At 63.9% G+C, this 22425-nt stretch carries 25 protein-coding genes; 13 read left to right on the top strand and 12 right to left on the bottom strand.

Annotation, left to right across the window (positions count from 1 at the left end; translation table 11 throughout):
* Positions 1–32 precede the first annotated feature (32 nt).
* The 3 genes from Q0687_RS34095 to Q0687_RS34085 all read right to left on the bottom strand — a co-directional run bounded on the left by Q0687_RS34095 (position 33) and on the right by Q0687_RS34085 (position 3100).
* Complete coding sequence (locus Q0687_RS34095) at positions 33–569, bottom strand: DUF309 domain-containing protein (RefSeq protein ID WP_298886840.1); 537 nt, start codon at positions 567–569, stop codon at positions 33–35.
* Between the two features lie 18 nt (positions 570–587).
* A complete protein-coding gene (locus Q0687_RS34090) occupies positions 588–1406 on the bottom strand; it encodes an alpha/beta hydrolase (RefSeq protein ID WP_298886837.1) in 819 nt (272 codons plus the stop codon).
* Positions 1407–1558: 152 nt separating this feature from the next.
* Positions 1559–3100 (bottom strand): benzoate-CoA ligase family protein, encoded by a 1542-nt coding sequence (locus Q0687_RS34085; RefSeq protein ID WP_298886835.1) that lies wholly within the window; start codon positions 3098–3100, stop codon positions 1559–1561.
* A gap of 122 nt (positions 3101–3222) precedes the next feature.
* On the opposite strand from Q0687_RS34085, the gene Q0687_RS34080 reads away from it, so the two are divergent.
* Together Q0687_RS34080 and Q0687_RS34075 are read left to right on the top strand one after the other, a co-directional pair.
* Positions 3223–4131: a helix-turn-helix transcriptional regulator gene (locus Q0687_RS34080; RefSeq protein ID WP_298886832.1), complete on the top strand. Its 909-nt coding sequence runs from the start codon at positions 3223–3225 to the stop codon at positions 4129–4131.
* Positions 4132–4364: 233 nt separating this feature from the next.
* Entirely contained in the window at positions 4365–4760 is a 396-nt protein-coding gene (locus tag Q0687_RS34075) for a group II truncated hemoglobin (protein ID WP_298886829.1), read from the top strand.
* A 3-nt stretch (positions 4761–4763) separates the two neighbouring features.
* Here Q0687_RS34075 and Q0687_RS34070 read toward each other — a convergent pair whose 3' ends face one another.
* Entirely contained in the window at positions 4764–5222 is a 459-nt protein-coding gene (locus Q0687_RS34070) for a hypothetical protein (RefSeq protein WP_298886827.1), read from the bottom strand.
* A 158-nt stretch (positions 5223–5380) separates the two neighbouring features.
* Here Q0687_RS34070 and Q0687_RS34065 point away from each other — a divergent pair, with 158 nt between their 5' ends.
* Positions 5381–6061 (top strand): transglutaminase family protein, encoded by a 681-nt coding sequence (locus tag Q0687_RS34065; RefSeq protein ID WP_298886824.1) that lies wholly within the window; start codon positions 5381–5383, stop codon positions 6059–6061.
* Here the strand turns inward: Q0687_RS34065 and Q0687_RS34060 are convergent, their stop codons facing one another.
* Positions 6062–6847, bottom strand: coding sequence for an IclR family transcriptional regulator C-terminal domain-containing protein (locus Q0687_RS34060; RefSeq protein ID WP_298886821.1), 786 nt, complete (start codon positions 6845–6847; stop codon positions 6062–6064).
* Between the two features lie 115 nt (positions 6848–6962).
* Here Q0687_RS34060 and Q0687_RS34055 point away from each other — a divergent pair, with 115 nt between their 5' ends.
* The 3 genes from Q0687_RS34055 to Q0687_RS34045 all read left to right on the top strand — a co-directional run bounded on the left by Q0687_RS34055 (position 6963) and on the right by Q0687_RS34045 (position 10512).
* On the top strand, positions 6963–8321 hold the full coding sequence (locus tag Q0687_RS34055) for an aromatic ring-hydroxylating dioxygenase subunit alpha (RefSeq protein WP_298886818.1): 1359 nt from the start codon (positions 6963–6965) through the stop codon (positions 8319–8321).
* Between the two features lie 110 nt (positions 8322–8431).
* The gene (locus Q0687_RS34050; RefSeq protein WP_298886815.1) at positions 8432–9868 is read left to right on the top strand and encodes a glutamine synthetase family protein; all 1437 of its coding nucleotides are present in this window, start codon (positions 8432–8434) and stop codon (positions 9866–9868) included.
* Positions 9869–10158: 290 nt separating this feature from the next.
* A complete protein-coding gene (locus Q0687_RS34045; protein WP_298886989.1) occupies positions 10159–10512 on the top strand; it encodes a hypothetical protein in 354 nt (117 codons plus the stop codon).
* 114 nt (positions 10513–10626) lie between these two features.
* Here Q0687_RS34045 and Q0687_RS34040 read toward each other — a convergent pair whose 3' ends face one another.
* The 7 genes from Q0687_RS34040 to Q0687_RS34010 all read right to left on the bottom strand — a co-directional run bounded on the left by Q0687_RS34040 (position 10627) and on the right by Q0687_RS34010 (position 15937).
* Complete coding sequence (locus tag Q0687_RS34040; RefSeq protein ID WP_298886813.1) at positions 10627–11340, bottom strand: ABC transporter ATP-binding protein; 714 nt, start codon at positions 11338–11340, stop codon at positions 10627–10629.
* Positions 11333–12100, bottom strand: coding sequence for an ABC transporter ATP-binding protein (locus Q0687_RS34035; RefSeq protein ID WP_298886810.1), 768 nt, complete (start codon positions 12098–12100; stop codon positions 11333–11335). The genes Q0687_RS34040 and Q0687_RS34035 overlap by 8 nt, the downstream gene beginning before the upstream one ends.
* A complete protein-coding gene (locus tag Q0687_RS34030) occupies positions 12093–13037 on the bottom strand; it encodes a branched-chain amino acid ABC transporter permease (protein WP_298886807.1) in 945 nt (314 codons plus the stop codon). Before Q0687_RS34030 ends, Q0687_RS34035 begins: the two co-directional genes overlap by 8 nt.
* A gap of 13 nt (positions 13038–13050) precedes the next feature.
* Positions 13051–13968, bottom strand: coding sequence for a branched-chain amino acid ABC transporter permease (locus Q0687_RS34025; protein WP_298886804.1), 918 nt, complete (start codon positions 13966–13968; stop codon positions 13051–13053).
* 278 nt (positions 13969–14246) lie between these two features.
* The gene (locus Q0687_RS34020) at positions 14247–14465 is read right to left on the bottom strand and encodes a hypothetical protein (RefSeq protein WP_298886801.1); all 219 of its coding nucleotides are present in this window, start codon (positions 14463–14465) and stop codon (positions 14247–14249) included.
* Position 14466: 1 nt separating this feature from the next.
* On the bottom strand, positions 14467–15126 hold the full coding sequence (locus Q0687_RS34015) for an acyl-homoserine-lactone synthase (protein ID WP_298886798.1): 660 nt from the start codon (positions 15124–15126) through the stop codon (positions 14467–14469).
* 82 nt (positions 15127–15208) lie between these two features.
* Positions 15209–15937, bottom strand: coding sequence for a LuxR family transcriptional regulator (locus Q0687_RS34010; protein ID WP_298886795.1), 729 nt, complete (start codon positions 15935–15937; stop codon positions 15209–15211).
* A gap of 168 nt (positions 15938–16105) precedes the next feature.
* Here Q0687_RS34010 and Q0687_RS34005 point away from each other — a divergent pair, with 168 nt between their 5' ends.
* The 7 genes from Q0687_RS34005 (at position 16106) to Q0687_RS33975 (ending at position 22424) form a co-directional block, all read left to right on the top strand.
* Positions 16106–16288 (top strand): hypothetical protein, encoded by a 183-nt coding sequence (locus Q0687_RS34005; RefSeq protein ID WP_298886792.1) that lies wholly within the window; start codon positions 16106–16108, stop codon positions 16286–16288.
* Positions 16289–16457: 169 nt separating this feature from the next.
* Positions 16458–17396, top strand: coding sequence for a LysR family transcriptional regulator (locus tag Q0687_RS34000; RefSeq protein ID WP_298886789.1), 939 nt, complete (start codon positions 16458–16460; stop codon positions 17394–17396).
* Positions 17397–17549: 153 nt separating this feature from the next.
* A complete protein-coding gene (locus tag Q0687_RS33995) occupies positions 17550–18428 on the top strand; it encodes a shikimate dehydrogenase (protein ID WP_298886786.1) in 879 nt (292 codons plus the stop codon).
* A 55-nt stretch (positions 18429–18483) separates the two neighbouring features.
* Positions 18484–19614 (top strand): ABC transporter substrate-binding protein, encoded by a 1131-nt coding sequence (locus Q0687_RS33990; RefSeq protein ID WP_298886783.1) that lies wholly within the window; start codon positions 18484–18486, stop codon positions 19612–19614.
* Positions 19615–19813: 199 nt separating this feature from the next.
* On the top strand, positions 19814–20689 hold the full coding sequence (locus Q0687_RS33985) for a branched-chain amino acid ABC transporter permease (RefSeq protein ID WP_194464941.1): 876 nt from the start codon (positions 19814–19816) through the stop codon (positions 20687–20689).
* Positions 20686–21684 (top strand): branched-chain amino acid ABC transporter permease, encoded by a 999-nt coding sequence (locus tag Q0687_RS33980; RefSeq protein ID WP_298886769.1) that lies wholly within the window; start codon positions 20686–20688, stop codon positions 21682–21684. The genes Q0687_RS33985 and Q0687_RS33980 overlap by 4 nt, the downstream gene beginning before the upstream one ends.
* The gene (locus Q0687_RS33975; protein WP_298886766.1) at positions 21681–22424 is read left to right on the top strand and encodes an ABC transporter ATP-binding protein; all 744 of its coding nucleotides are present in this window, start codon (positions 21681–21683) and stop codon (positions 22422–22424) included. Before Q0687_RS33980 ends, Q0687_RS33975 begins: the two co-directional genes overlap by 4 nt.
* Position 22425 lies beyond the last annotated feature (1 nt).

Genomic DNA, 22425 nt, shown 5'->3' with positions numbered 1-22425 from the left:
TAGCCCTCATCGGCAAACATATGCACTTTGCTTCATGAAGGCGCCTGGGACCGCACGATAGCGCCGAGCGCGATCCAGTCGGCCTTGGTGAGCTGGCTCCGGCCGAGCTTGGCCTGGAGCAAGGCCGTCAGCGCCGGCACCGGAAAGCTCTCGACAAATCCGTCGCCAGCAGCGGCGACCTTGCGTGCGCTGAGCGCCCGCAGCTCGGTGAGCGCATCGCCGAACAAGCGTGCGGCCGAATGCGCCTTTTGCATGCGCAGCCGTAAATTGGCGTTGGCGACATGGATGCAGGCCCGAAGCAGGACGCGCTCGCGGCCGCCTTGCGGGGCCGCGGCCCAGAGGGCTTCCAACACTTCCTGGGATTCCCAGAAATAACCGCGATCGTTCAGCGCGAGCCCATAGCGCAGCGCCGGATGGCGCGCCGGGACGTAGCCGCGGAAGGCCGGGGGTACCTGCGCCTTGGCCAAATCAAGCGTCTCGTAATCCGCATCATTGGCGCCGGGCTCGCCCGGCACATAGGCCCATCGCGGCCACGGCAGAGGGCCGCTCGCATGTGAAGGCACATTCACAGATGTGCCCCCGCACGGTCATGCAGCGTGCCCCCGAAGTCCCTGATCGTCGCGCAGGGTCGCTCTTGCAAATTGCTCAATCGCGTCAAGCGTCACCCCTGGCGCTTCACGATGCGGGGAATGGCCCGCGTCTGAAATAATTTTTAAATCTACCGGACAATAGCACTCTTCCTGCGCGATTTCGACCTGCCGCAGTGTCCCATATTGATCGTCGCGTCCTTGCACGATCAGAACAGGAACGCGGATATAGGCCAGATATTCCGAGATGTCCCAGTCACGGAATTTCGGGTCGAGCCAGGCGCCATTCCAGCCGTAGAAGGCGTTGTCGACATCCTTGTGCCAGCGCGCGAGCTTCACCTTGAGATCGGTGGTCTCATAGGTGGTTTTGATCGCCGCGATGGATTTCACCGAGACGTCCTCGACGACGAAATGCGGCGCGATCAGCGCGATCCCTTGCAGGCGATGATCCTGATGTGAACCGGCATAGATCGCCGCGATCGAGCCGCCGTCGGAATGGCCGAGCAGGAGGCCGCGCTTGAAGGGGATCGCATCCAGCACCTTCGGCAGCACGTCCAGCGCCTCACGCTGCATGTAGTCGAGCGGCCGCGGCAGCGCGACCTGAGACGACTGGCCATAGCCCGCGCGCGAATAGGCGAAGATGCCGGCGCCGGTTGCCTGATGAAGTTTTTCCGGGAAATCGTTCCAGAGGCCGACGGAGCCGAGGCCTTCGTGCAGCATGACGATGGTTGGCGCGTCGGCGGATCGTGGCGCCAGCCATTTATACTCGAGGCTGGCATTGCCGATGCTGAGGAAGCCGGCGGGGGCGAGGCTGGTCATGCTCTTGCTCTTCTCTCTCGATCGTCATGCCCGGGCATGACAGGCATGACCCGGGCATCCACGTCTTTCCTCAATCGCGGTGGCACGTAGATGGCCGGGACACTTTTGCACAAGGCGCTCTTCGCGCTTTTGCCCGGCCATGACAGCCCTGGCTAGTTCGCGCCCTCGCGCAATTTGAACCGCTGAATCTTCCCCGTCGCCGTCTTCGGCAGCGAGTCCACCACGTCGATCCAGCGTGGATATTTCCACGGGCCGATCTTCTGCTTGACGTGCTCCTTCAGCATCTCCTGCAGGCCCGTCGTCCTGGCGCCCGGACGCAGCACGACGAAGGCTCTTGGCTTCAACAAGCCTTCCGGATCGGCTTCGGGAACGACGGCCGCTTCCAGCACCGCGGGATGCGTGATCAGCGCGCTCTCGACCTCGAACGGCGAGACCCAGATGCCCGACACCTTGAACATGTCATCGGCGCGGCCGCAGAAAGTGTAGCGTCCCTCGCTGTCGCGGACATATTTGTCGCCGGTGCGGGTCCAAGGGCCTTCAAACGTGCGCCGACTCTTGTGACGCTGATTCCAATAGCCTTCGCCGGCGGAGGGCGCATCGACCAGGAGTTCGCCGACCTCGCCGTCGGCGACGTCCTGGCCGGCCTCGTTGACGAGCCGCACCGCATATCCCGGCACGGGCTTGCCGGAAGAACCGTATTTGATGTCGCCGGGCGCGTTCGACAGGAAGATGTGCAACAGCTCGGTCGAGCCGACGCCGTCGAGGATGTCGACGCCGAAGCGCGACTTCCAGCTATTGCCGACCGATTCCGGCAGCGCCTCGCCGGCCGAGGTGCAGATGCGCAAGGACTTGCCGCAGCGCTCGTTCTTCATCGCCTCGTCGTTGAGCATCGCCGCGAACAGCGTCGGCACACCGTAGAAGATCGAGGGATTGTAGCGGTTCATCAGGTCGAACATGCGCGCCGGCGTCGGACGCTCGCTGTTGAGGATGACGCTGGCGCCGACCGACATCGGGAAGGTCATCGCATTGCCGAGGCCATAGGCGAAGAACAGTTTTGCCGCGGACAGGCACACGTCGCTCTCGTGGATGCCAAGCACTTGGCTCGCATAGGTGTCCGCGGTCGCCTGCAAATTCGAATGGATATGACGCACGCCCTTGGGCATGCCGGTTGAGCCGGACGAATAGAGCCAGAATGCGGGCTCGTCCGGATGCGTCGCAGCGGTGGTGAACTGATCGCTCTCGCCTGCGATCTCTTCCGCGAGCTGCTTGTGACCGTTCTGCTTGGCGCCGGAGACGACGACATGCTCAAGGTCGGGCATGCGGCCGACGACGTCCTTGATGACAGGGTAGAGCGCTTCGGAGACGAACAGCACGCGCGCGCGGCAATCGGCGAGGATGTAGGCATATTGATCCGCGGTCAGCAGCGTGTTGAGCGGCACCGGCACGATGCCTGCGCGGATCGCGCCCAGGAACACGATCGGGAAATCGACCGTATCGAGCATGATCATCGCCACGCGCTCTTCGCGGCGGACGCCGAGCCGGCGCAGCATGTTTGCGGCGCGACGCGTCTGTTGCTGGAGCTCGCCATAGGTGAGCCGCGAGACAGTGTCGTCGAAGGCAAGCTTGCCTCCCCTGCCCGCCCCGACGTTACGGTCGAGCAGCCAGGTCACCGCGTTATAGGATCCCTCGCTCACGGTCGTCTCCCCCGAATTTAGAATTATAATTCATAGAAAGACATTGTGACGGCTTGCTGTCAATGCCAGCAGGCACTATGTTTCATTAAAGCGCGCCGCAGGACCTCCTGTAAAGAGCCCTCATGACCGACAGTCCCGACGCCGAATCCCACTTTCTCGAACAACTCGGCCAGCGCGTGCGCACCATGCGCGCGCTGCGCGGCATGTCGCGCAAAGTGCTCGCCAAGGTATCAGGAATTTCGGAGCGCTACATCGCGCAACTCGAAAGCGGCAAGGGCAATGTCTCGATCGTGCTGTTGCGCCGCGTCTCAGATGCGATGGGCGCGCATCTGGAAGACCTGTTGCCCTCAGCCGATCCGACCCCGGACTGGCAGATGTTTCGTGATCTCCTGCGCAAGGCGACGCCGGCGCAGATCGCGCAAGCCAAAGACCTGCTCGCCGGCGGCAGCGCAACTGCGCCACGACGCGCGTCATTCTGCGGCATCGCGCTGATTGGCCTGCGCGGCGCGGGCAAATCGACGCTCGGTCGGATGCTGGCGAAGAAGATCGGCTGGAGCTTCGTAGAGCTCAACAAGGAGGTCGAGCAGCAGAACGGCCTGTCGGTCGCCGAGATCATCGCGCTGTACGGCCAAGAGGGTTTTCGCCGCATGGAGCAGGCCGCGCTGCAGCAGCTGCTCGCGCGCAACGAGCTGATGGTGCTGGCAACCGGCGGCGGCATCGTGTCGGAGCCCTTGACCTTCGACCAGATCCTGACGTCGTTCTACACGATCTGGCTGAAGGCCGAGCCCGAAGAGCACATGGCCCGCGTTCGCCGCCAGGGCGATCTGCGGCCGATGGCTGACGACCGCTCCGCCATGGCCGAGCTGCGCAACATCCTGCTCAGCCGCGAGCCGCTGTATGCGCGCGCGACGGCGGTGGTGGATACGGCGGGATTGAGCGTCGATGCCGCGGCCGCAAGGCTGATCGATGCGGTGCGGCCGGTGTTGCAGAACGAAGCGCGCAGCTTCGGGCTGCGCAGTGTGGCGCTGTAGAACGTTTAGACCTCGCTGCATTCACCCCTCCGTCGTCGTCCCGGACAAGCGAAGCGCCGATCCGGGACCCATACGCCGCAGCAGAAGTGTGGCGACGACAGGCAATGACCAGCGCGCACAACAACGACTGCTGCGGCGTGTGGGTCCCGGCCTTCGCCGGGACGACAGTGGAGTTTGTGGGTACGCGACGATGTCACTATATCCCATCCCAACAGCCAGCATCCGGACTCACGATGACCATCACGGACGTCACCATCTCCATGTTCGACCGTATCGGCGGCAGCGCCACGATCGATGCCCTTGTCGACCGTTTCTACGACCGCATGGACACGCTGCCGGAGGCGAAAATCATCCGCGCGATGCATGCGGACGACCTCGGCCTGATCAGGGACGTGCTGAAGCGCTATCTGACGGAATGGACCGGCGGCCCAAAGCTCTACACGCCCGAGAAGGGCCATCCGCGGCTGCGACAGCGGCATATCGGCTTTGCCATTGGGGACGCCGAGCGCGACACCTGGCTGCTCTGCATGCGCGGCGCAATGGAGGAGACGATCGCTGACCCCGCTGCGCGTCAGGACCTCGACAAGGCGATATCGGGCCTCGCCGACTGGATGCGCAATCGTCAATAAGATTCAATCGAGCCCCAGCGCGCTGATGTCAGGTGCGAGCGTGACGCCAGGAATCGGCAGCACCCGGCCGGTCTTCACCGCGTGGCCACCAAGTACGATGTTCGGCCGATGAGGCGGCGGCAGCGCCTGCACGCGTTCGACGAGCCCCGCGACGGCATCGCACTGCTCGGGCAACGCGATCGAAACCAGCAGCGTCGCAGGCTTGCCCGCGAGCGAAGGCTCGGACAGCACATCGACAACCGTCAGTTCGTCAACGTAATGCGTTCGCCATCCCAGGTTTTGCAGCCAAAGGCCGAGAATGCGGATGCCGAGGACGTGGCTGTTGCCCGGCGCGTTCATCAGGACATAGCAGCCGCCACCGCCCGGCCGCGCCGGCTGCGACCAGGCCAGCCGCATCCTGGCTTCGACGAGGTCGATCACTCCGCCGATGAACTGCTGGCAATGGGCACACCATTTCAGCACGCCGCGTCCCCCTTCCCGGTTCCAAGAGCCTAGCGCAGCATCGCCGCCTGCAAAAGCGATAGCGGCTCGACGCAAGCGGCATTGGCGTCGAGCAGCGAGCATGGGCGGGCTGCAACGAATGAATGAGCCGGATCAAAGCCGGCTGCTAAGCTCCCGCCATGACCGACATTCTCCCCGACACCATCCGCCGGCTCTACACCGATCCCGGTGAGTACATCGACAGCGATCATCCCGCCGTGCAGCAGTTCGCGGAAAGCGCCGTGCGCTCAGATGCGAGCGCCCGCGAGAAGGCGAGCGTGCTCTACAAGGCGGTACGCGACGGTATCCGTTATAACCCCTACGTCAGCATGCGCATCGCCGAGACGTTTCGCGCCTCGAGCGTGCTCGCCGCCGGGCAAGGCTATTGCGTCGGCAAGGCCGCGCTCTATGCCGCCGCCTGCCGCGTCCACGGCATTCCTTCCCGCGTCGGCTTTGCCGACGTGAAGAACCATCTCACGACTGAAAAGCTGCGCGCGAGCATGGGCACCGACATCTTCACCTGGCACGGCTTTACGGAAGTGCATGTCGACGGCGCCTGGCGCAAGGCGACGCCGACCTTCAACGACACCCTCTGCGCGAAGGTCGGCGTGGCCCCGCTCGACTTCGACGGTCACACCGACGCACTGCTGCATCCGTTCGACGGCGAGGGCCGCGCCTACATGCAATATGTCAACGACCGCGGCACCTATCACGACGTGCCGGCCAAATTCCTGATGCGCGAGATGGCGCGCGATTACGCCAACATGCAGGGCGAGGATATGTCGGGCCGCGACATGGAGCGGGAGGCGGAGGCGCGGTAGTCATAACAACAGCGACCGCACCGACTCCGCCCCCTCGCGCAGCAACGGCAGGAAGCGGTCGATCAATTCCTGCGCCGGGACGCGGTCGACATGGGCGCCCATGTTGATGGCGGCGACGATCACATCGTCGTAACGGCGCACGGGCACCGAGATCGAGCGGAAATGCGGCTCGGCCTCGCGATCGACCAGCGAATAGTTTTGCGCGCGGTCAGCGACGATACGCGCGAGCAGCGCCTTCGGGTCGGTCACCGTCTGCGGCGTCAGCGTCTCGCGCTTCATCGTTTTCAGGCGCGCAAGCAGTTCGGTATCGCCAAGCTGGCCAAGCATCGCGCGGCCAACCGAGGTGCAGAACGCCGGCAACCGGTAGCCGATCTCCAATCCGCCGGAGAACATCCGTGCCGGACTGCTGCGAGCGATGAACACGACGTCGTCACCGTCGAGCACCGCGAGCGAGGAGATTTCGTTCGCCGTGGTCGCGACGCGATCCAGCACCGGTTGCAACACCGTGACCAATTGGTTGGAGCGGAGATAGGACGCCGCCAGCGTCAGCACATGCGGCGTCAGCGAGAACAGCTTTCCATCGCCGCTGACGTAGCCGCCGCGCTGGAGCGTGAACAGCATGCGCCGCGCAGTGGCACGCGGCAGCTCGGCGGCGCGAGCGAGATCGCTCAGCGTCATCGGGCCGGCGTTGGTACCGAAGCATTGCAAGAGGCGCAGGCCGCGATCGAGCGCCTCGACGAAATCCGTCGCGCGTTCGTCAGTCTCGCTGCGCTTCAGCTTGGGCATGGCGACGGGTCAATCCTACAAAATAGTGCTTGCTGCCTTTCCAAGGCATGTCATAATTCGCACATTCGTTCAATAGGCGAACATAACGCCCTCCCGCAAAAAGGATGCGCCCGCCATGATGAGCCAGGAGCAGAACAACCTGATCACCCGCACCGGGCCGAAGGATCCGTGCGGCAAGTTGATGCGGAGCTACTGGCAACCGGCGGCGCTGGTCGATGAGCTCGAAGGCGAGCGGCCGATCCGCCCCCTCAAACTGCTCGGCGAAAACCTGGTGCTGTTTCGCGACGAGACCGGGCGCTACGGCCTGATCGACCGCCATTGCGCTCATCGCGGCGCCGATCTCGCCTTCGGACGACTCGAGCATGGCGGCCTGCGCTGCGCCTTCCATGGCTGGCTGTTCGACGCATCAGGCCAGTGCATCGAGACGCCGGCCGAGCCGAAGGATTCGAAGCTCTGCCAGAACATCCGCCAGCGCTCTTATCCCGTGGTGGAGAAGAGCGGCATTCTGTGGGCTTACCTCGGCGAAGGCGAGCCGCCGGCATTTCCGGAGCTCGACTGCTTCGTCGCGCCCGGCACGCACACCTTCGCGTTCAAGGGCCACATGGCCTGCAACTGGCTGCAGGCGCTCGAGGTCGGCATCGATCCCGCGCACGCCTCCTATCTGCATCGCTTCTTCGAGGATGAGGACACATCTACCGCCTACGGCAAGCAGTTCCGTGGCGCCTCCGCCGGCAGCGACCTGCCGATGACGAAGATCCTGCGCGAATACGATCGCCCGATCATCAATGTCGAGCACACCGAATACGGCCTGCGGCTGATCGCACTGCGCGAGATCGACGAGGAGCGCACCCATGTGCGCGTCACCAATCAGCTGTTCCCGCACGCTTTCGTCATTCCCATGAGCACGGAGATGACGATCACGCAGTGGCATGTGCCTGTCGATGACGAGAACTGCTATTGGTACGCGATCTTCACCAGCTACGCGAACCCGGTCGACAAGCAGAAGATGCGCGACCAGCGGCTCGAGCTCTACGAGCTGCCCGACTACATCTCGCGCAAGAACCGCAGCAACGACTACGGCTTCGATCCGCACGAGCAGCAGACCGCGACCTATACCGGCATGGGCAACGACATCAACGTCCACGACCAGTGGGCGGTGGAATCGATGGGCGCGATCCAGGACCGCACCAAGGAGCATCTCGGTTCGAGCGACAAGGCGATCGTGCAATATCGCCGCCTGCTGCGGCAGGAGATCGAGAAAGTCGCGGGCGGCGAGAAGCCGATGCTGTTCCTGGACGAGGCCAATGCGCGCAGCATTCAAGGGCCGGCCACGATGGACGGCATCGGGCCGACCCGCGGCTGGGAGACCTATTGGATGGAAGTCGACGTCAAGCGCCGCCGCGGCGCGCCGTGGACCGCGCCGGTGCCGAAGGATATTGCGGATAACGTGCACCGGCTGACGGCGGCGGAGTGATTTAAAGCACGGTCATTCCGGGATGGTCCGAAGGACCAGACCCGGAATCCCGAGATTCCGGTTTCTCGCTTCGCGAGCCCCGGAATGACGGAGTAGCAGGGAGCAGCAAAGTGACTTTCGTCGCGCGTCATGCGTTGTGGTCGGATGAGCAGAAGGACGCGGCGGCGCGGATGCGCCGGCTCGTGGAGGAGAGGAACCTCGAAGTCGTCCGCCTCGCCTTCCCGGACCAGCACGGCATCTTGCGCGGTAAGACCATTATCGCTTCCGAGGCGATCGCCTCGCTGGAGAGCGGCTGCTCCATCACCACGACGATGCTCGCCAAGGACACCTCGCACCGCACGGTGTTTCCGGTGTTCACCTCAGGCGGCGGCTTCGGCATGAAGGAGATGGAGGGCGCGGCCGACGTGCTGATGGTCGCCGATCCCACCACGTTCCGCGTGCTGCCATGGGCGCCGGCCACCGGCTGGGTGCTGTGTGATCTCCATTTTGGCGACGGCCGTCCGGTCCCGTTCGCGACGCGCGGGCTCTATCGCAAGGTGCTCGACGAGCTCGCTGGCCGCGGGCACGATTTCGTCGCGGGCCTCGAGGTGGAATTCCACATCTTCAAGCTCGACGATCCGCATATGCGCGCCGAGGATGCCGGCCAGCCCGGCACGCCGCCCTCGGTGAGCTTGCTCTCTCACGGCTATCAATACCTCACCGAGCAGCGCTTCGATCAGATGGAGCCGGTGCTGGAGATCCTGCGGCGCGACATCGTGGCACTCGGGCTGCCCTTGCGCTCCGTCGAGGTCGAGTTCGGGCCGAGCCAGTGCGAGTTCACCTTCGCGCCGAAGAAGGGGCTCGAGCCCGCCGACAACATGGTGCTGTTTCGTTCTGCCGTGAAGCAGATCGCGCGTCGCCACGGTTATCACGCCACCTTCATGTGCCGGCCGAAGCTGCCGAACCTGTTCGCCAGCGGCTGGCACCTGCATCAATCGATCGTCTCGCGCGCGAGCGGCGAGAACCTGTTCATGCCCAGGGAAGCCGGTGAGCCGCTCAGCGAGTTCGGCCGCTGCTATCTCGCCGGCCTGCTCGATCACGCCCGCGCCGCCACCGTGTTCACGACGCCGACGATCAACGGTTACAAGCGATATCGCTCCTATTCGCTGGCGCCTGACCGCGCGATCTGGGGCCGCGACAACAGAGGCGTGATGATCCGCGTGCTCGGCGGCCCTGATGACGCCGCCACGCGGTTGGAAAACCGCGTCGGCGAGCCAGCCGCCAATCCCTATCTCTATATGTCCGCGCAGGTCCTGGCGGGCCTCGACGGTGTGGACCGCAGGCTCGACCCCGGCCCGTCGGCCGACACGCCCTACGAGACCAAGGCGCCGCTCTTGCCGAAGTCGTTGCGCGATGCAGTCTCCGCACTGAAGGACGATCCGTTCTTCCGCGAAAAGCTCGGCGCGGAATTCGTCGACTATTACACCCACATCAAGAACGCCGAGATCGACCGCTTCCTGGCGGAAGTAACCGATTGGGAGCATCGCGAATATTTCGAGATGTTCTGACGGGAGGCCAGCCTCACGCCCCTGTGAGGCGACTTCATCGCGTCTGTTCCGACGACATCACTCCCGGCCCCGACGAAGCCTTTTTCCCGGCACGACGAAAATCGCCCGAAAAGTTCGGGGGTTATCGTCTCGTCCCGTGATCAACAATGGAGTTCGGTCATGTTGGGTCAATTGTTCAGTCTGATCTATCGCCTGTCCTGCCGGGCCACGCTGATCGAGATCGGCACGCACCGTCTTGCCCGCTGACGGACAATCAGGTCAGAGGGATTGACCAAATGAAGGGGGTTTCGATGCGCAAGCTGATCCTGATCGCGACATTGTCGCTGTTGGCGAGCCAGGCCTATGCCGGCGGCTCGCGTAGCCTGAGCCTCGCGGCAACCAATGCGAGCCAGACGACTGAGCAGCCGGCAACGACCGCTCCGCCGCAGGCCGCACAGGCTGCGACGGCGACTCCGCCGGCGAATGTGCAGACGGCGACCACCACGCCCGCGTCAACTCCAGCGGCCACACCGGCACAAACCGCGACGGCGCCGGCCGCCATGACGTCGCGGCCGATCGCCGAAACGGCCAAGCCGAAGCACCGCGAGCCGTCCACCGAGGCGCGCGTGATCCGCGAATTGCATCGGCACGGGATCTATTGGTGAGAGCCTGCAGCTCTCTCCTCCGTCATTGCGAGCGTAGCGAAGCAATCCAGAATCTTTCCGCAGAAGGGCTCTGGATTGCTTCGCTACGCTCGCAAGGACGTGGAGAGAGTGGGGCTAAATCCCCAAATATTTGTGCTGCAAATCCGGCTCGGCCATCAGTTGGTCCGACGTGCCGGACCACACCGTCTTGCCGCGCTCGATGATGTAGTGGCGGTCGCAGATGCGGGCGAGATGGTCGACGTTCTTGTCGACGACCAGAATCGACTGGCCCCGGCTCTTCAGCATCGACAGGCAATTCCAGATCTCGTCACGGATCAGCGGCGCGAGGCCCTCGGTCGCTTCATCCAGGATCAGGAGCCTCGGGTTGGTCATCAGCGCACGGCCGATGGCCAGCATCTGCTGCTCACCGCCAGAGAGCTGGTTGCCCATGTTGGTGGCACGCTCGGCCAGGCGCGGGAACAGCACGTAGATTGCGGCGAGCGTCCAGGGATTGGCGCTGCCAAAGCGATCGGCAGCGGCCGCGACCAGATTTTCGCGGACGGTAAGGTTCGGGAAGATCTGGCGTCCCTCGGGGACCAGCCCGACGCCAAGCTTCGCGATCCGATAGGACGGCTGCGTCCGCACGTCAGTGCCCGCAAAGCGGATCGCGCCCGCTCGCGCCGGCGTCAGGCCCATGATCGAGCGGATCGTAGTGGTCTTGCCCATGCCGTTGCGGCCCATCAGCGAGACCATTTCGCCCGGCTTGATCGACAGCGACAGGCCGAACAGTACCTGACTGAGGCCGTAGCAGGTCTCGATGCCGTCGACGTCGAGCAGCGTGTCAGCCATGATGCGTCACCACATGCTGGTCGCCGAGATAGGCGCGCTTGACGTCTTCGTTGGCACGGATCGCGTCGGGGATGCCGGAGGCGATGACGCGCCCATAGACCAGCACCGAGATGCGGTCGGCGAGCGCGAACACTGCCGGCATGTCGTGCTCGACCAGCACGATCGAGACCTCCTTGCGCAGCTCCTGGAGCAGCTTGACCATATCCTGGGACTCGGTGACGCCGAGACCGGCCATGGGCTCGTCGAGCAGCAGCAATTTCGGCTTGCTCGCGAGCGCAACCGCAAGCTCGATCTGGCGCCGCTCGCCATGGCTGAGCTTGGACACCACGATATCGGCGCGATGGGCGAGGCCAACACGGTCGAGCGCGGCATGCGCGGCATCGCGCAGGCCCTTCTCCTTGCGGGCGTTGGCGAAGAAGCGGAACGAGGTGCCGGCATGCGCCTGCGCCGCCAGCGCGACATTGTCGGCTGCGGTGAAGTCGAGCAGCAGCGAGGTAATCTGGAACGAACGGGCAAGGCCCAGCGCGCAGCGACGATAGGCCGGCAAGTAAGTGATGTCGCGGCCCGCAAGCGAGACGCTGCCGGAATGCGGCGCGAGATGCCCGGTGAGCTGGCTGATCAGCGTGGTCTTGCCGGCGCCATTCGGGCCGATGATGGCGTGCAGTTCGCCGCTCGCAACGTCGAGCGAGACGTTGTCCGTCGCAATGATGCCGCCGAAACGGCGCACCAGCTTTTCGACGCGGAGCAGCGGTTCAGCCACGGCCGATCCTCCCGAGCATGCCCATGATGCCGCCGCGGCCGAACAGCACGATCAAGAGCAGCAGCGGGCCCATGATCAGCGCCCAATATTCGGTGATCTGCGACAGGAATTCTTCCAGCAGCAGATAGACCACCGCGCCCATCACGGGGCCGAACAGCGTGCCCATGCCGCCCAGGATCACCATCACCATGAGATCGCCGGAGCGGGTCCAGTACATCACGGCCGGGCTGACGAAATCGGTGTTGTTGGCGAGCAGCGCGCCGGCGAGGCCGCACATGGTGCCCGAGATGACGAAGCACACCAGCTGATAGCGCTTTGCCGGGAAGCCGATCGCCTGCATGCGCTGCTCGTTGGAGCGCAGGCCCTGCACGACGAGGCCGAAGCGCGAATTGACGATGCGCCAGATCAGGAAGATCACGCCGAACAGGCAGGCGAGGCAGAGATAATAGAATTGCGTGCGGTTCGACAGGTTGATCAGGCCGGAGAAATCGCTGCGCTTGTAGACGGTGAGGCCGTCATCGCCGCCGTAGCGCGCAAGGCCCGAGGCGACGTAATAGGCCATCTGCGCGAAGGCCAGCGTGATCATGATGAAATAGACGCCGCGGGTGCGAAGCGAGAGCGCGCCGATGACCAGGGCATAGATCGCGGACGCCGCCAGCGCGACCGGGAACTGGATCCAGCCGGAGCCCACGCCTTCCTGCGCCAGCATGCCGACGGCATAGCCGCCGATACCGAGATAGGCGGCGTGGCCAAAGCTCATCATGCCGCCGAACCCCATGATGAGGTTGAGGCTCGCGGCGGCCAGCGCCAGGATGACGATGCGCGTGAACAGCGTCAGGATGAAGATGTTGCTGGACAGATACGAATAGAGCGGCAGCAGCACGAGGCCTGCCAGCATCAGAGCCGTGACGGCCTTGCTCACGCTCAAACCCTTCATCGACGCAAGCTCTTCATCTGCGATTGGCCGGAAACAGCCCCTCTGGCCGCACCACCAGCACGATCGCCATCAAGAGGTAGATCAACATGGACGACAGCGCGGGCGCGGCGGTGGACGCAGCGGCCCCGCTCAGCACCTGCCGCAGCAGATTCGGCAGGAAGGCGCGGCCGAGCGTGTCGATCATGCCGACGAAGATTGCGGCGAGGAAGGCGCCGCGGATCGAGCCGATGCCGCCGATCACGATGATGACGAAGGCGAGGATCAGGATGTTCTCACCCATTCCGATCTGCACGGTGAGAATCGGCGCCTGCATCAAGCCGGCAAGGCCGGCGAGCGTCGCGCCCAGGCCGAACACCAACGTGTAGAGCAACTTAATGTTGATGCCGAGCGCACCGATCATCTCGCGGTTGGAGGCGCCGGCGCGGATCAGCATGCCGATGCGGGTGCGCATCACGCCGAGATAGAGCAGCAGCGCCACCAGCAGCGCCACGACGATGATGGCGAGTCGATAGGCGGGATAGTGAATGCCGGGCAGGATCGGCACCGGCACGGTGAGCCAGGCCGGCAGCGGCAGCGCGAGGCCCGCGGGGCCCCAGATCAGGCGCACGGCTTCATTGAAGAACAGGATGAGGCCGAAGGTCGCGAGCACATGGTCGAGATGGTCGCGCCCGTAGAGATGCCGCAGCGCGCTCATCTCGAGCACGATGCCAAGCACCAGCGTCGCGCCAAGCGCCAACAGCGCGCCAAGCAGGAAGCTGCCGGTCCACGCCGCGAAGGTCGCGGCGAAATAAGCACCCATCATGTAGAGCGAGCCGTGCGCGAGGTTGACGAGATCCATGATCCCGAACACCAGCGTCAGGCCGGCGGCGAGCAGAAACAGCAGCAGGCCGAACTGCAATCCGTTCAAGAACTGTTCGACGACGAGCAGCATCAAAACTCTTTCAGGCGCATACGGACGCGCGCCGATGTTCGAACACAGTCGCCATCAGTGAAAGAGCTCCCCCTGCCTTTACAAGGCGGAAAAAGGGGTAATGGCAGTATCGTTCCGAGGCAAGAGTGATTCCGCGTCAGACATGCACTTTGTTGCATGCCGATGCATGCGAGCTGATCGGCCCAGCATCCAAGGATAGGACAGCCTGCCGCACCCAAACGATAACCCTCCCCCGTTTCCGGAGAGAGGGTTTGAGACGAGGTCGGACTAAGGGGGGTCTAGTGCGACGTGACCTGGCGGGAGAAATCGTCCGGCACATTGAGTTCGCTATTGGCCGTCGAGGCCTCCAGCGCGGCCATCCGGAACAGGTAGGCAAGTGTCGCCAACCCCGAATCTTCGGCCATCTGCGCGAGCTCGAGCGCCATGTCGGACATGTAACCGAGATTTTCGTCCTTGGTTTGCGCCATCATTTGGCTATCTCGCATCATGTTCGACATCTCAGGCGCTCTTTCGTTGCGCGGCGGTGCGGCCGCAAGTGTTGGCATGGGCGATGCAATCGAGACGTGGTCCGTCCTGATGGACGACCGAGGCCACGCCGATGCGGTCGTGCAGGGCATCGACTGTCTCCTGGCGAATATCGATGGTCGCCGCCATGGTCCAGGCATTCTCCACCAGCGCGGGCAGACCGAGCGGTGTCACGACGAAGCCGGCTTCGTGGAAACGCGGCAGCCACCAGGTCTCCATGATCGCGCTGACGCGCGCGATTCCCTGATTGAGACAGAACTCCTGTACCGCCGCCATCAGTTGCAGATTGAGCGCGCCATCGCGGCGATCGCGAACGACGAAATAGCGCGACCACTCCCAGACTAGCGGATCCTCGGGCCAACCGCGCACCGCCGCCAGATGCGGAAACACCTCGCTCATCATCGAGGGCTTGGTGGTCGGATAAAGCCGGTGGCCGCCGACGACGCGGCGCCCCTCCAGCGCGAGCAGATAGACGGTGTCCTCGTTGTCATAGGAATCGATCTCGCGACCGTCCGGCCTGCGAAGTGTCTCCCAGTGCCGTTCCTCGACGAATATGTCGTGGCGCAGCCGGAAATGCTGCTCGAGGACGTCTTCGTATAAGTGGCGATTGACCGCGGAAATTGCGTGAATCATGAAAACCCCCATCGAGCCTCAATGGAGGTAACCTCCGCGAAAAGGCGCGGAGTCGATATTGGGAAATTTCCCAGTACGTGGCTTAGGGATTGATGATCTTGTGGCGAATTGCGAGTGCAACCGCATGCGTACGGTTGACAGCGCCGAGCTTGCGCGCAGCGGTTGCAAGATGTTCCTCTGCGGTGCGCTGCGTGATGTTGAGGATCTCGCCGATCTCCCACGCGGACTTGCCCTGTGACGCCCAGGCGATCACCTCGCGCTCACGCGGGGTCAGACGCGCCGATCGACTCGGCGCAGGATCGAGCAGTCGGCGAATGTGATCGAAACCGTACATCGCCATCAGATGCAGAGCCGGCTTGCTGCGCGGATTCAGATCGAGATGAACGCCGCCGAGCGACACTGCGGCCTCGTAGCCGGTGAGCCCGTGGATGGGCACGATAAAGCCGCGCGACATCCGAAAATCGGTGGCGCGGTTCATCACCTCTGCCGCGTTCGGCTCGCGTTCGGCATCATACGGCGCTTCCGACCACTCGAACGGGTTGAGCGATTGCCGGCACAGGCGCACGACAGGGTCGACGCGATCGTAATTGTTTTGCGTGTAGAGACTGAACCAGCCCGCGGGCCAGCGCTTGGCGAGCACCATCTGCGAGAACCGCTGATCGGGATTCGGCAATCCTGTCACGATAATGGTCTCGAAGCCGAAGCGACCAAACGCCGTCTCGAGCGCATCCATGGCATCCGGAACCCTGTCATAGGCTCCCAGCCCCTCGATGAAGTCCAGCGCCTCGCGGCCATAGTCAACGGCGGACATCGATGCGTTCCTTGACCCTCGCGCCTCCGTATAACACGTCTTGGGGGACTGCCTCAATTCACCCGCGCCCGTAATTCCCCGGAGTGGCGTTGGCACCGAAGATTTAATCTACTTGTGGAGGAGGTGACCTCTGGTTACACCTGAGGCGTCTAGAGCGGGAAAGCCACGATGGAAGACGAGAACATCGCCCTCAACAGCGTGCTCGGCCTGGAATTGAACCGCGTGTTTTTCGCCGTGCGCGATACGGCAAACAAGCAGAAGATCATCGAGTTCGCGCGTGACGTGCTGCAAAGCGAACGCACGGAACACCCCGGCAGCGTGTCGCCGTCGCCGGACGGAACGGTGAAGTAGAACGCGGTTGCAGCAAACGACGCGGGCTCAACGCGTCGCGCGACGCAGCACTTCGATCTGATCGCGCTGATTTCGCTCCTCCATCCACACGCCGGACACTTGCCGCTAGCTGACATCACCGCTCTCGTGAGATGATCGCCGCCACGATCGTCTTTCGGATGCCATGATCATGATGACGCTGCGCCAGGTTGAAGTGATCCGTGCCGTGATGGTGACGGGCACCATTGGCGGCGCGGCCAAGCTGTTGAACGTGTCGGCGCCGGGGATCAGCCGGCTGGTCAAATACACCGAGCGTTCGCTCGGCATCCGCTTCTTCCAGCGCCAGAACGGCCGCTACTTCCCGACCCCGGAAGCCGAGAACATCTTCGAGCAGATCAACGGCGTCTACAAGAAGGTCGACGACCTCTCCGAGATCATCTCCAAGATCGGCCGCGGCGGCTTGTCGGAACTGCGGATCGGCTCGGTGCCGAGCATCTCGCAGGTGATGGTGCCGCGCGCCATCGAGCGCGTCCGCCGCCGCTATCCGGATCTCGGCATCGACATCAACATCCTCAAGATCGAAGAAGCCATCGACTATCTGCTGCTCGGCCGCGGCGAGTGCGTGGCGATGAGCTACCGGCTGGAGCATTCCGGGCTCGACTTCCTGCCGCTCGCCTCGGGCGAGCTCTATTGCATCGTGCCGCCCGGCCACGAACTCGCCGGCCGCAAGCAGGTCTCGGCGGCCGAGATCACCCGCTATCCACTGATCGGCATCGATCCCAACGATCCCTATGGACGGATCATGGCCGAGATCTTCGCGCGCCATCGGCTCGACTATAACATCACTATCCGCGCGCGCTTCGGCACCACGGTCTGCGCGCTGGTGAAGGCGGGACTCGGCATCGCCATCATCGACCAGTTCACGGTGGCACATGGCGGCTATCCCGGCATCGAGCTCATCAAGATCACCGAGCCGACGCGGTTCGACACCTATATCGCGGTGAAGCGCGGCGCGCCGCTGTCGCTCCATGTCGAATATTTCATCGAGTCCCTGCGCGCCGAGATGCGCGCGGTCGAGCCGTCACGCGGCAACGGCAAAGCCCCGCCCGGGCGCGTGCGGAAGAAATAACATAATGTTAGGTTTGCCCGATAAAAGGGTAATTGTGTTAGGCAGGGGAACGACTATCGTCCCTCTTGGAATTGCGCGGATTTCCCCGCTAATGGCCTGACATCAACGCGCCTAAGGGACCGTCCACGGACCATCAAGAGACGATAGAGAATCATGTCTAGCCGCGGCCCTGCTGCCTCCAAAAAACTTCTGACCGGCCTGATCGGCGCGCCGATCGCTCATTCCGCCTCCCCCGCCATGCATGAGCGGGCCGCCGAGGCACTGGGCCTGCGGGGCCACTACCAGCTCATCGAGGTCGCCGGCGCCGATGCGACCGCGCTGAGCATGATGCTGGAGGGCGTGCGACGGCTGGGCTTTGCCGGCGTCAACGTCACGTTCCCCTACAAGGAAGCCGTGGTTCCGCTGCTCGACGAGCTGGCATCGACGGCGGCCACGATGGCGGCGGTCAACACGGTCGTCGTCAGGAATAACAAGCTGATCGGCCACAACACCGACACCACGGGCTTTGCGCGCGCCGTCAAGCCGCTGCTGGCGCCATCAGGAAACGCGGTGGCCGTGATCGGCACCGGCGGCGTCGGCAAGGCGATCGCGTTCGCGCTGGCGAGCCAGAACGTGTCTGACCTCCGCATCTTCGACAGCGAGCCGGCGCGGGCCGAGAAGCTCGCCGCGCTGCTGGCCAAGCACGGTGGCGCACGGGTCGCCCGAAGCGTCGAAGACGCGCTTGATGGCGCAACCGGTCTCGTCAACGGCACACCGGTCGGCATGCTGCCGAACCGGGACACGCCGGTCCCGGCCTCGCTGCTGCGCGAAAACCTGTGGGTCGCCGACGCCGTCTATTCGCCGCTGATCACGCCGCTGCTTGCCGCAGCGCGCGAGAAGGGCGCGCGGATCATGACCGGGCGGGAGCTTGCGATCTACCAGGCCGCCGACGCCTTCGAATTGTTCACGGGCCTTGCCCCATCGACAGAAGTCATGGGAGAGGCTTTTGACGCCGTGATGGCGGCGCGCAGCGCCGCCTATCAGGCAGCTTGAGGCGAAGCGGCCGGACACAAGGCCGCTTGCAAAGATGAAACGGGAGGAGAGGACGATGAAGTCAACGCTACTGGTGGGCGCACTGCTCACCGCAATCACGACGACGGGCGCCTTCGCGCAGACGATCAAGCTCGCCGACGTTGCCGAACTCTCGGGCGGCGGCGCGACTGTCGGCACCAACTGGAAGAACGGCATCGACCTTGCGATCGAGGAAATCAACGCCAAGGGCGGCGTGCTCGGCCGCAAGCTCGAGGTCACCCACGCCGACTCGCAATCGAACCCGGGCGTGGCGCGCGCGCAGGTCCAGAAGGCGCTCGACGCCGAGCCCTATGTGCTGCTCGGCCCCGGCTATTCCGGCTCTGTGAAGGTCACCGCCCCGCTCGCCGCCGAAGCCGGCATCGCCCAGATCATGGGCGGCGAAGCTGCCGAATTGACGCAGGCGGGCAACAAGTTCCTGTTCCGCACCTCGTTCGGCCAGCAATCCTCGATGCCGAAGGTCGCAAAGTACATCCACGACGACATGAAGGCGAAGACAGTCGCGGTGGTCTGGGTCAACAATGACTTCGGCAAGGGCGGGCGCGACGTCATCATCAAGGACCTCGAAGCGCGCGGCACCAAGGTCGTCGCCGATCTGTCGACCGAAGCCGGCCAGGCCGACTTCGCCGCCGACGTCGGCAAGATCAAGGCCGCTAATCCGGACGCGGTATTCATTTATCTCAACGAGGAAGAGAGCGCGCGCATCCTGAAAGAGATCAAGCGCCAGGGCGTCACCGCGCCGCTGATGGGCGAGACCACGCTGATCGGCCAGAAGGTGATCGAGCTCGCGGGCGATGCCGCCAACGGTGCGCGCGGTCATGTCGGTCTCACCACGGATGCGCCGGTCGACCTGATCAAGGGTTTCCGTGACCGTTTCAACAAGAAGTACAACTACGTGCCCGATCATAACGGCCTGAAGGGCTACCTCGCCGTCTACATGGTGAAGGCCACCACCGAAAAGATGGGCAAGGTCGATCCCAAGGCCTTCGCCGACACGCTGCACGGCCTGACGATCAAAGCCTCCGAGGAGCCCGGCATCCTGATGGATGTCACCTTTGACCAAAACGGCGACATCGATCGGCAGAGCTTCCTGGTTGAGGTGGTCGACGGCAAGCAGTTGGTGAAGCAGGTGCTGCCGAAGTTGAAGTGAGGTGTCTTCCTCCCTTCTCCCTCGCCCCGCTCTTCGCGGGGAGAGGGTCGGGGTGAGGGGTGCTTCTGCATAGACGGTGAGAGATGCGCTCGCGGAAAGAGCCCCTCACCCCACCCTCTCCCCGTAAGGACGGGGAGAGGGAGTGATAGACCTGAATTCGCGTCGACTTCACTCGGGCTCTAACGATCAAAGAGAACCCATGTCCAATCTATTCGATCTCCTGGTCGCGGGACTGGCCACCGGCGCGATCTATGCGCTGGTCGCGGTTGGCTTCACGCTGCTGTGGCAGACCTCGCAGACCATCAATTTCGCGCAAGGCGAGTTCGTGATGCTGCCGGCGTTCCTGATGCTGGCGGCTATGCATGTCGGCGCGCCGTTCTGGCTCGCGATCATCCTCGGCATCCTGCTCTCGATGATCCTGCTGGGCCTTGCCTTCAAGATGCTGCTGGTCGACCCGATGATGCGCCATGGCGTGCTGCCACTGGCGATCGCGACCATGGCGCTCGCCATCGGCATCAAGGAAGCCGTCAAGCAATTCTTCAGCGCCGAGGCCTCGCCGTTTCCGTCGATCGTGCCGACCGGTGACATCTCCGTCCTCGGCCACGCCGTCTCGCTGCAAAGCATCGGTGTCCTCGTCGTCGCCATCCTTGCCGTCTTCGGCCTGACCACACTGCTCAACCGCACCTCGCTCGGCCACCAGATGCAGGCCGCAGCACAGAACCCGACCGTCGCGCGCATCATCGGCGTGCCGGTCGAGCGCATGATCCTGCTGACCTTCCTGATCAACGCCTTCCTGGTCGCGCTGGCCTCGCTGCTGATCACGCCGATCTATCTCGCCAAATTCTCGTCCGGTGAAGTGCTCGGCCAGGCCGCCTTCATCGCGGCGATTGTCGGCGGCTTCAACCAGGTGCGCGGCGCGATCGCCGGCGGCCTGTTGATCGGCGTGCTCGACAATCTCGCGGCCGCCTACGTCTCGACGCAGTACCGCGCCGCCGTGCCGATGATCTTCCTGATCGCCGTCATCCTGTTCCGGCCGCAAGGATTGCTGGGCCGCGCCGAGGAGCGCACGGTATGAGTGGTTTTGCCAAACCCCTGAAGATCGCGCTCGGCCTCATCGTCATTGCCGGGCTGATCGTCATCCCCATGAACTTCAACCGCTACGGCCTGTTCATCCTGAGCCAGTGGGCGGTGATGACCATCGCCGCGATGGGCCTCAACCTCACGCTCGGCTATGCCGGCCAGGTGTCGCTGGCGCAGGGCGCGTTCGTCGGCATCGGCGCCTATGCGGCCGCGATCATGACGACGCATGGCTGGCCGCTGGCGGCCGCGATCGTGGTGGCGATGGCGCTTGCGTTCGCGGTCGGCTGGGTGCTCGGCTATCCCGCGTTGCGCGTGCAGCATCATTACCTCGCCTTCGTCACCCTCGCCTTCTCGACGCTCGCCTTCCTGGTGTTTCGCAACGAGAGCTGGCTCACCGGTGGTATCTACGGCATCTCCAACATTCCGCGGCCGCACATCTTCGGTATCGCCACCAACAAGCCGCTGCCGTTCTACTATGTCTGCCTCGCCTCGCTCGCGATCGTCTCGCTCGCAGTCTGGTGGCTGATCCGCTCGCCCTGGGGCCGCGCCTTCATGGCACTGCGCGAGAACCCTTTGCGCGCGCAATCGCTCGGCATCGACACCCGCCGCTACACGTTGATGGCCTTTGCGATCGGCTCGGCGCTCGGCGGCGTCGCCGGCGCGCTCTATGCGCCCCTGACCCAATATATCGATCCCGTTCCCTTCAACCTGTCGCTCTCGCTCGATCTCCTGATGATGGTGATCGTCGGCGGTGCCGGCTTCTATTTCGGCCCGTTCCTTGGGGCGATGATCGCGGTGCTACTGCCGGAATGGCTGCGCTTCACCGAAGGCTATTATCTGATGCTCTACGCGATCGCGGTGATGGGGCTCCTGATCTGGTCGCCGACAGGCATCCTGGGAATCCTCGACCGCTACATGGCCGCACGGCGCACCAAGGCGGCCTCCGCGCTGCGCGCCGTCGCCAAATCTCGCCTGGAGACGGCGCAATGAGTGCGGTGCTCGAGGTCACCAATATCAAGAAGAGCTTTGGCGGCATCACCGCGGTCGACGGCGTCACCTTCGACGTCCGCGAGGGCGAGATCCTCGGCCTGATCGGCCCCAATGGCTGCGGCAAGTCGACCCTGTTCAACTGCATCCTCGGCCAGCTCACGCCGTCAGGCGGCGAGGTCAAGCTCGACGGCAGGGTCGTCACGGGCCTGCGCCCCTCCGAGCTCAACAAGCTCGGCGTCAGCCGCACCTTCCAGCTCTTGCAGGTCTTTCCAAAGCTTTCGGTGCGCGAGAACCTGATTCTCGCAGGGCAGGAACATCAGGGCAACATGGCCTCGCGCCTGGTCGGCCGTTCCGATGCCGGCCTGACCGACGCCGCCAACCAGATGATCGGCTTCTTCAAGCTCGATCATCTCGCGGCTGAACCTGCCGGCGGCCTCTCCTACGGCCAGCAAAAGCTGCTCGATGCCGCCATGGCCTTCATGGGCGGCCCGCGTCTGGTGTTGCTCGACGAGCCTGCCGGCGGCGTCAACCCGTCGATGCTGGCGGATCTGAAGGAACGGCTGGTCGCGATCAACCGCGAGAAGAATGCCACTTTCGTCGTGATCGAGCACAACATGGAATTCGTGATGTCGCTGTGCTCGCGCGTGGTGGTGATGGCGGAAGGCAAGGTGCTGGCATTGGGCCGGCCCGACGAGGTGCGAAAGAACCCCGCCGTGATCGAAGCCTATTTGGGACATTAGA

This window comes from uncultured Bradyrhizobium sp., assembly GCF_936928535.1.
Taxonomy (GTDB): Bacteria; Pseudomonadota; Alphaproteobacteria; order Rhizobiales; family Xanthobacteraceae; genus Bradyrhizobium.
Note: the sequence above shows the minus strand (reverse complement) of the source record. Positions and strands in the feature narration are given on the sequence as shown.

Coding starts and splice junctions, on each gene's coding strand:
- Q0687_RS34090 (WP_298886837.1), bottom strand. CDS start 1,406: ATGACCAGCCTCGCCCCCGCCGGCTTCCTCAGCATCGGCAATGCCAGC.
- Q0687_RS34080 (WP_298886832.1), top strand. CDS start 3,223: ATGACCGACAGTCCCGACGCCGAATCCCACTTTCTCGAACAACTCGGC.
- Q0687_RS34075 (WP_298886829.1), top strand. CDS start 4,365: ATGACCATCACGGACGTCACCATCTCCATGTTCGACCGTATCGGCGGC.
- Q0687_RS34065 (WP_298886824.1), top strand. CDS start 5,381: ATGACCGACATTCTCCCCGACACCATCCGCCGGCTCTACACCGATCCC.
- Q0687_RS34060 (WP_298886821.1), bottom strand. CDS start 6,847: ATGCCCAAGCTGAAGCGCAGCGAGACTGACGAACGCGCGACGGATTTC.
- Q0687_RS34055 (WP_298886818.1), top strand. CDS start 6,963: ATGATGAGCCAGGAGCAGAACAACCTGATCACCCGCACCGGGCCGAAG.
- Q0687_RS34045 (WP_298886989.1), top strand. CDS start 10,159: ATGCGCAAGCTGATCCTGATCGCGACATTGTCGCTGTTGGCGAGCCAG.
- Q0687_RS34040 (WP_298886813.1), bottom strand. CDS start 11,340: ATGGCTGACACGCTGCTCGACGTCGACGGCATCGAGACCTGCTACGGC.
- Q0687_RS34030 (WP_298886807.1), bottom strand. CDS start 13,037: ATGAAGGGTTTGAGCGTGAGCAAGGCCGTCACGGCTCTGATGCTGGCA.
- Q0687_RS34025 (WP_298886804.1), bottom strand. CDS start 13,968: ATGCTGCTCGTCGTCGAACAGTTCTTGAACGGATTGCAGTTCGGCCTG.
- Q0687_RS34020 (WP_298886801.1), bottom strand. CDS start 14,465: ATGTCGAACATGATGCGAGATAGCCAAATGATGGCGCAAACCAAGGAC.
- Q0687_RS34015 (WP_298886798.1), bottom strand. CDS start 15,126: ATGATTCACGCAATTTCCGCGGTCAATCGCCACTTATACGAAGACGTC.
- Q0687_RS34010 (WP_298886795.1), bottom strand. CDS start 15,937: ATGTCCGCCGTTGACTATGGCCGCGAGGCGCTGGACTTCATCGAGGGG.
- Q0687_RS34005 (WP_298886792.1), top strand. CDS start 16,106: ATGGAAGACGAGAACATCGCCCTCAACAGCGTGCTCGGCCTGGAATTG.
- Q0687_RS34000 (WP_298886789.1), top strand. CDS start 16,458: ATGATGACGCTGCGCCAGGTTGAAGTGATCCGTGCCGTGATGGTGACG.
- Q0687_RS33995 (WP_298886786.1), top strand. CDS start 17,550: ATGTCTAGCCGCGGCCCTGCTGCCTCCAAAAAACTTCTGACCGGCCTG.
- Q0687_RS33990 (WP_298886783.1), top strand. CDS start 18,484: ATGAAGTCAACGCTACTGGTGGGCGCACTGCTCACCGCAATCACGACG.
- Q0687_RS33985 (WP_194464941.1), top strand. CDS start 19,814: ATGTCCAATCTATTCGATCTCCTGGTCGCGGGACTGGCCACCGGCGCG.
- Q0687_RS33980 (WP_298886769.1), top strand. CDS start 20,686: ATGAGTGGTTTTGCCAAACCCCTGAAGATCGCGCTCGGCCTCATCGTC.
- Q0687_RS33975 (WP_298886766.1), top strand. CDS start 21,681: ATGAGTGCGGTGCTCGAGGTCACCAATATCAAGAAGAGCTTTGGCGGC.